The sequence below is a fragment of the Haemophilus parainfluenzae genome (assembly GCF_003252725.1).
Classification (GTDB): Bacteria; Pseudomonadota; Gammaproteobacteria; order Enterobacterales; family Pasteurellaceae; genus Haemophilus_D; species Haemophilus_D parainfluenzae_L.
Genome location: NZ_QEPO01000014.1, coordinates 1 through 5,382, shown reverse-complemented (window position 1 = coordinate 5,382; position 5,382 = coordinate 1). Strand labels below are relative to the sequence as shown.

Below are 5,382 nucleotides of genomic sequence, written 5' to 3'. Positions count from 1 at the left end.
CTGCCGGATGGAAATTGCGCGTGGTATCAACCCCAAACGGCAAGGGAAATAAGTTTTACGAATTAATGACCGATGTCAATAACACTGAATGGTCTCGCCACACAGTTGATATTTACCAGGCGGTCGCCGACGGATTGCCTCGTGATGTTGAACAGCTTCGCCGTGGTTTAAATGATGAAGACGCTTGGGCGCAAGAATTTGAACTCAAATGGCTAGATGAAGCCAGCGCGTGGCTATCATACGACTTAATTGATGGTGTAGAACACCCGGACGCTGGCAAACCTGAACTCTATCAAGGCGGTGCTTGTTTTGTTGGGATGGATATTGCGGTGCGCAATGACTTAACGGTGATTTGGGTGGTTGAATTGGTAGGCGATGTTTATTGGACGCGAGAGATTGTGACATTAAAACGCGTGCAATTACGCCAACAACAAGAAGAATTAAACCGCATCATGCGCCAGTATCACGTGGTAGGCGGTAATCTCGACCAAACAGGCATGGGTGAAAAAATGGTCGAGGATGCGCAATATGAACACGGCAAGCGAATTCAAGGTGTCCTTTTTAATGTTTCCACAAAATTAAAAATGGCCACTATCGGTAAAACGGCCTTTGAAGACCGCAAAATTCGCATCCCGCAAGGTGATGCCGATTTGCGAGAAGATTTACACAAACTCAAAAAAATAACCGGCAGTAACGGCCAGCCACGGTTTACCGCAGAAAGCGACAGCAACGGTCACGCCGACCGAACCTGGGCGTGCTTTTTAGCTTTAACCGCTGCAACGGAGGCGGTTATGCAACCGGTCAAGGCGTACAGCCGTAAACAACGAACAAGTCGTAAAATGACCCAAGGATATTAATTATGACAACAAAAAAACAAGATTTAATCGGCGTCATCGCTACCCGCGCGAAGGCTATCGACTTTTGGTCGTTTATGCACTACCTCCCAAACCCTGATCCAGTATTGAAGAAAATGGGGCGCGACATTTCAGTCTATCGCGAAATTTTGTCAGATAGCCATGTGGGCGGTTGTGTTCGCCGCCGTAAAGCCGCCATTAAAGGTTTAGAGTGGCGCATTACCCCAACTGGAAATGAAAAAACAGATGAAATCCTGGCAACGCTTTTTGACCACTTACCAGTAAATCAAATCATCAATCAAATTTTAGACGCCACCCTGTTCGGTTACCAGGCGCTTGAGGTAATGTGGGCAAGTGAGAACGGGTTATTGCTCCCGACTGAAATAGTCGGAAAGCCACAAGAGTGGTTTGTATTTGATGAAGACAACCATTTAATGCTGCGCACAAAAGAGAACCGCAATGGCGACATTGTGCCGGAAAAGAAATTTTTACTCGCCACCCAACAAGCCGACTACATGAACCCATACGGTCGCGCAGACCTAGCAATGTGTTTTTGGGCAGCGACCTTTAAGAAAGGCGGGTTCAAGTTTTGGTTAGAGTTTGCTGAAAAATACGGCTCGCCGTGGTTGGTGGGTAAATACCCACGAAACGCTAACGCTCATGAAATTGATGAGTTGTTAGATAGCATGGAAAAAATGCTCGGCACAGCCGTTGCAGCTATCCCGGACGACAGCTCTATTGATATGCTTGAAAGCGGAAGCAAAGGCGGGTCATCACAGGTGTTTGATGATTTCTTGCGCTACTGCAAATCAGAAATCGCCATTGCATTATTAGGGCAAAATCAAACCACAGAAGCCGAAGCAAATCGTGCAAGCGCCACGGCTGGCTTAGAAGTGACCCGTGATATTCGCGATGATGATGCCCGCATGGTTGAAGGCGTGTTTAACCAATTATTAGCCTGGGTTTGTGAGTTAAATTTCCACGTGGACATGCTGCCGACATTTGAGCTTTATGAACAAGAAAGCATTGATAAATTACAAGCCGAGCGTGACGAATTATTGGCGGGCTTAGGCGTGCAATTCACCGAACAATACATCATGCGAACCTATGGATTTGAAGAAGGCGACATTGTAGTTACAGCACCTGAAAAAAGTGCGGTCAAAAATACGGCCGATTTCGCCGAGGCGATTCCTAAAACTATCGTAGAAACCATTGGGGAGCAGCTAGAAGTCGAAGGTGAACCCTTTGTGGAAGAATGGCTGCAAACCATCCAGGATAAGCTATCACAAGCAGAAAGCCTGGAAGATTTTCGCAACCAATTAGACAGTTTGATCCCCGAGTTGAGCTTTGCAGAATATGGCAAGGTGATGGCGTGGGCATCAACAACAGCACACTTTGCTGGCCGTCAATCCGTTGAAGATGAGCGTAAATAAAATGAGTAAATTCACTTTTGAAGAGCAGGTCAAATATTTTGAGAAGAAACTCAATTTGCCTACTAATAGCTATTTAGACGTGCTGGGTGAAGAACATGACTACTTTTTTATGGTGGCCGGCGCAAACCGTAATGAAGTGTTGACCGCATTTCGCGAAGCAGTAGACGATGCCATTGCAAATGGTGAAACCTTAGAGGGATTTCGCAAGCGTTTTGATGAAATCGTGGCGAATACCGGCTGGCAATATAACGGTGGGCGAAACTGGCGCACACGGATTATTTACGACACCAACGTTTATGGGGCATATAACCGAGGACGATTGGCACAGCATTTGGATTTGGTTGATGTATTGCCTTATTGGGAGTATCACCACCATGATAACGAACATCCGCGCGAGGAGCATATCGCGTTAGATGGCACAATTCTACCGGCCACAGATCCGTTTTGGCGCTATTATTACCCTATCAAAGCGTACGGCTGCCACTGTACAGTATCAGCGCACGATGCCGATGATTTAGCTGAAATGGGGCGAAAAGTGAGTCCATCACCTGATATTGAGTGGGAAGAAAAACTGGTAGGTGTTCGCTCCGGCAATCCACGAACAGTACGCGTGCCAAAAGGTTATGATGTAGGATTTGCACCTTATAACTTTGAGCGCCTAACGCAATCTCGCGATGTTGATGTGGACAAGTTGTTATTACAAAAAATGACAACCGCCGAGCCGCATTTAGCGAGCCTGTTAATTGATGACGTATTGAAGAACCCAAAAGCCATGGTGTTATTAAACGGCGCGATGAAAGAAATGGTCGATACAGTCAGCCAGCAAAAAGTCGCACGTGGCAATATGAAGTATGTGGGGGCAATTCCTGAACCAGTATTAACTAAACTCGATAATTTAGAAAAAGCCCCGCAGAGTGCGGTAATCGCTGTGCGTGATGAAGATGTGCTGCACGCATTACGCGATACCAAACAAGCTAAAGGCATTAGCTTGCCTGTGGAGTTTTGGGAACAGTTACCTGAAAAACTGCGCCACCCGAAAGCGATCTTATTGGACGACCAACAAAAACAACCGACCCTGTTATTCGTTTATGAAACCGAACAAGGCAAAGTGGCGGTTAAAATGGACTATGAAATCAAATTAAAAGATGCTTTAAGCGGGAAAAAACTGCCGCACAAGGTAAATTTAGTCAGAACTGCAAGTACAATTAAAAGCGATATTGAGTGGAATGATTTTAAGAGAAGCTATGCGCTTTTATGGGGTGAGCTAGATTAAGCGGTGGCTTGCCTGATTCGAACAGGATAATGACGGATGGAACATTGCCGCCAACCTTTCCAGTAGGAAACCCCCACCGCAATTTCACTATACGCCCAGGCATTATTTTTATCAAGAGAAAATTATGTTAAAGATTACCATTAACGATAATCAAGCTATTCAGAAATTGACAAGCATTGCAAATCAATTAGAAAAGCCACGTCAGCTGTATGGTTTGCTGGGTGAAACATTGAAAAAAATTCATGATGCCCGCTTTAAAGCTGAGATTGATCCAAAAGGTAATCGTTGGCAAGCGTTATCGCCACGCACAAAAGCGTTAAAAATGAAACGCGGTAAAAGCACAAAGATTTTACGTCAAGATGGTTATCTATCAGACAGAACCGCGTATAATTACGATAATGACCATGTTGAGTTTGGTAGTGATGCAAAATATGCTCGCCTACATCAATTCGGTGGAAATGCCGGGCGTGGTCGTAAAGTTAAAATTCCAGCGCGCCCTTGGTTGGGTATCAACGAAAGTGACGGTCAAAAACTTCTGAAGAAATCCACCGCACTTTTACAACGACAAATTGACAAAAATTTAAAGTAAAAGCAAAAAATCAAAATAACGCCTCAAATTAGCACCACAGAGCTTTTATTTAAAATTAATGCAATTTATCGACAGAAAAAATTTAAATCGATTTGAAGCGATTTGAACGCCATTTAAAGCGTTTTAAATTTAAAGATAAAGTGCATTTTAATCCCACGTCAAAAATCCCTCTTTTATTCTTTCAACCACTTTAAAATTCAAGTTCGCATTTTTTCTCTATGCTAGCGGTATTCAAACGAGGATACCTTATGCAATTAATTGAGATTTTCAAAGCGGGCAAACGCACTGATGCAAATGGCTTAGAAGTGGAAATTACCACGGAAGATTTGCAACAAGCGGTCAATGCCTACAACGTAAACTTTCATGAGTCCCCGGCGGTAATTGGCCATCCTAAACACAACGCCCCCGCGTATGGTTGGGTAAAACGCCTTGAATTAGACGGCGATGTATTAAAAGCCGAATTCGACCAGGTAGACCCTGAATTTGCCGAAATGGTAGATAAAGGGCGATTCAAAAAAGTCTCATCATCATTTTATTTAGCAGACAGCCCAAACAACCCTTGCCCTGGTAATTTGTATTTGCGCCATGTTGGATTTTTAGGTGCGATGCCGCCAGCGGTAAAAGGCCTACGCAACCCGGAATTCGCTGAAGACGAGCAAGGCGTGGTTGATTTTTCTGATTGGGCAGAAGCCAGCCTTTGGCGTCGCTTGCGCGATTGGTTTATTGGTACGCACGGACAGGAAGAAGCTGATAAAGCCATCCCGGACCATCTCGTGTTAAGCGTGCAAGAAGAGTCCATCCGAAACGAATATAAACGTTTCAACCAAGCGGAAGGCGGCTCGCCTATTCCTAGTTTTAACGAACCCACTTTAGAACAACCTTCAGAACCACAAGGAGAACCTGAAATGACCCCTGAAGAAATTGAACAGCTAAAGGCAGAAAACCAACAGTTGAAAGCCGAAAAAGCTGAAGCATCACTTAACCAAGCAAAAGCCGACAATGCCGACTTTGCCGAGGGTTTAGTAAAAGCGGGCAAATTAGCCCCGGTGGCAAAACAACAAGCCATTGATTTATTAAACCTCGGTTCAACAAGCGCAGCTGGCGGCGTGGTTGAATTCGGTGAAGGTGAAAGCCTACACGGAAAAATCAAGGCGTTTTTAGAAGCGCAGCCCGCTATCGTTGAATTTAACGAAGTGGCTACCAAAGAAAATGCCACAACCGCAGAAGATGGCA

5 protein-coding genes are annotated in these 5,382 nt (G+C 44.8%); all 5 read left to right on the top strand.

The genetic code is table 11. The annotated features are described in order from the left end of the window. Positions 1 to 857, top strand: an 857-nt coding sequence (locus DPV85_RS09585; RefSeq protein WP_347790964.1) for a phage terminase large subunit family protein, incomplete at its 5' end; no start/stop codon positions are given. Positions 858 to 859: 2 nt separating this feature from the next. After that, positions 860 to 2,287 (top strand): DUF935 domain-containing protein, encoded by a 1,428-nt coding sequence (locus tag DPV85_RS09580; protein ID WP_111327844.1) that lies wholly within the window; start codon positions 860 to 862, stop codon positions 2,285 to 2,287. A 1-nt stretch (position 2,288) separates the two neighbouring features. Next, complete coding sequence (locus tag DPV85_RS09575; RefSeq protein ID WP_111327843.1) at positions 2,289 to 3,560, top strand: phage head morphogenesis protein; 1,272 nt, start codon at positions 2,289 to 2,291, stop codon at positions 3,558 to 3,560. A gap of 124 nt (positions 3,561 to 3,684) precedes the next feature. Beyond that, complete coding sequence (locus DPV85_RS09570) at positions 3,685 to 4,149, top strand: phage virion morphogenesis protein (RefSeq protein WP_111327842.1); 465 nt, start codon at positions 3,685 to 3,687, stop codon at positions 4,147 to 4,149. Between the two features lie 248 nt (positions 4,150 to 4,397). Further along, positions 4,398 to 5,382: peptidase (locus tag DPV85_RS09980; RefSeq protein ID WP_207798046.1), on the top strand; the 985-nt coding region annotated here is incomplete at its 3' end.

Coding starts and splice junctions, on each gene's coding strand:
- DPV85_RS09580 (WP_111327844.1), top strand. CDS start 860: ATGACAACAAAAAAACAAGATTTAATCGGCGTCATCGCTACCCGCGCG.
- DPV85_RS09575 (WP_111327843.1), top strand. CDS start 2,289: ATGAGTAAATTCACTTTTGAAGAGCAGGTCAAATATTTTGAGAAGAAA.
- DPV85_RS09570 (WP_111327842.1), top strand. CDS start 3,685: ATGTTAAAGATTACCATTAACGATAATCAAGCTATTCAGAAATTGACA.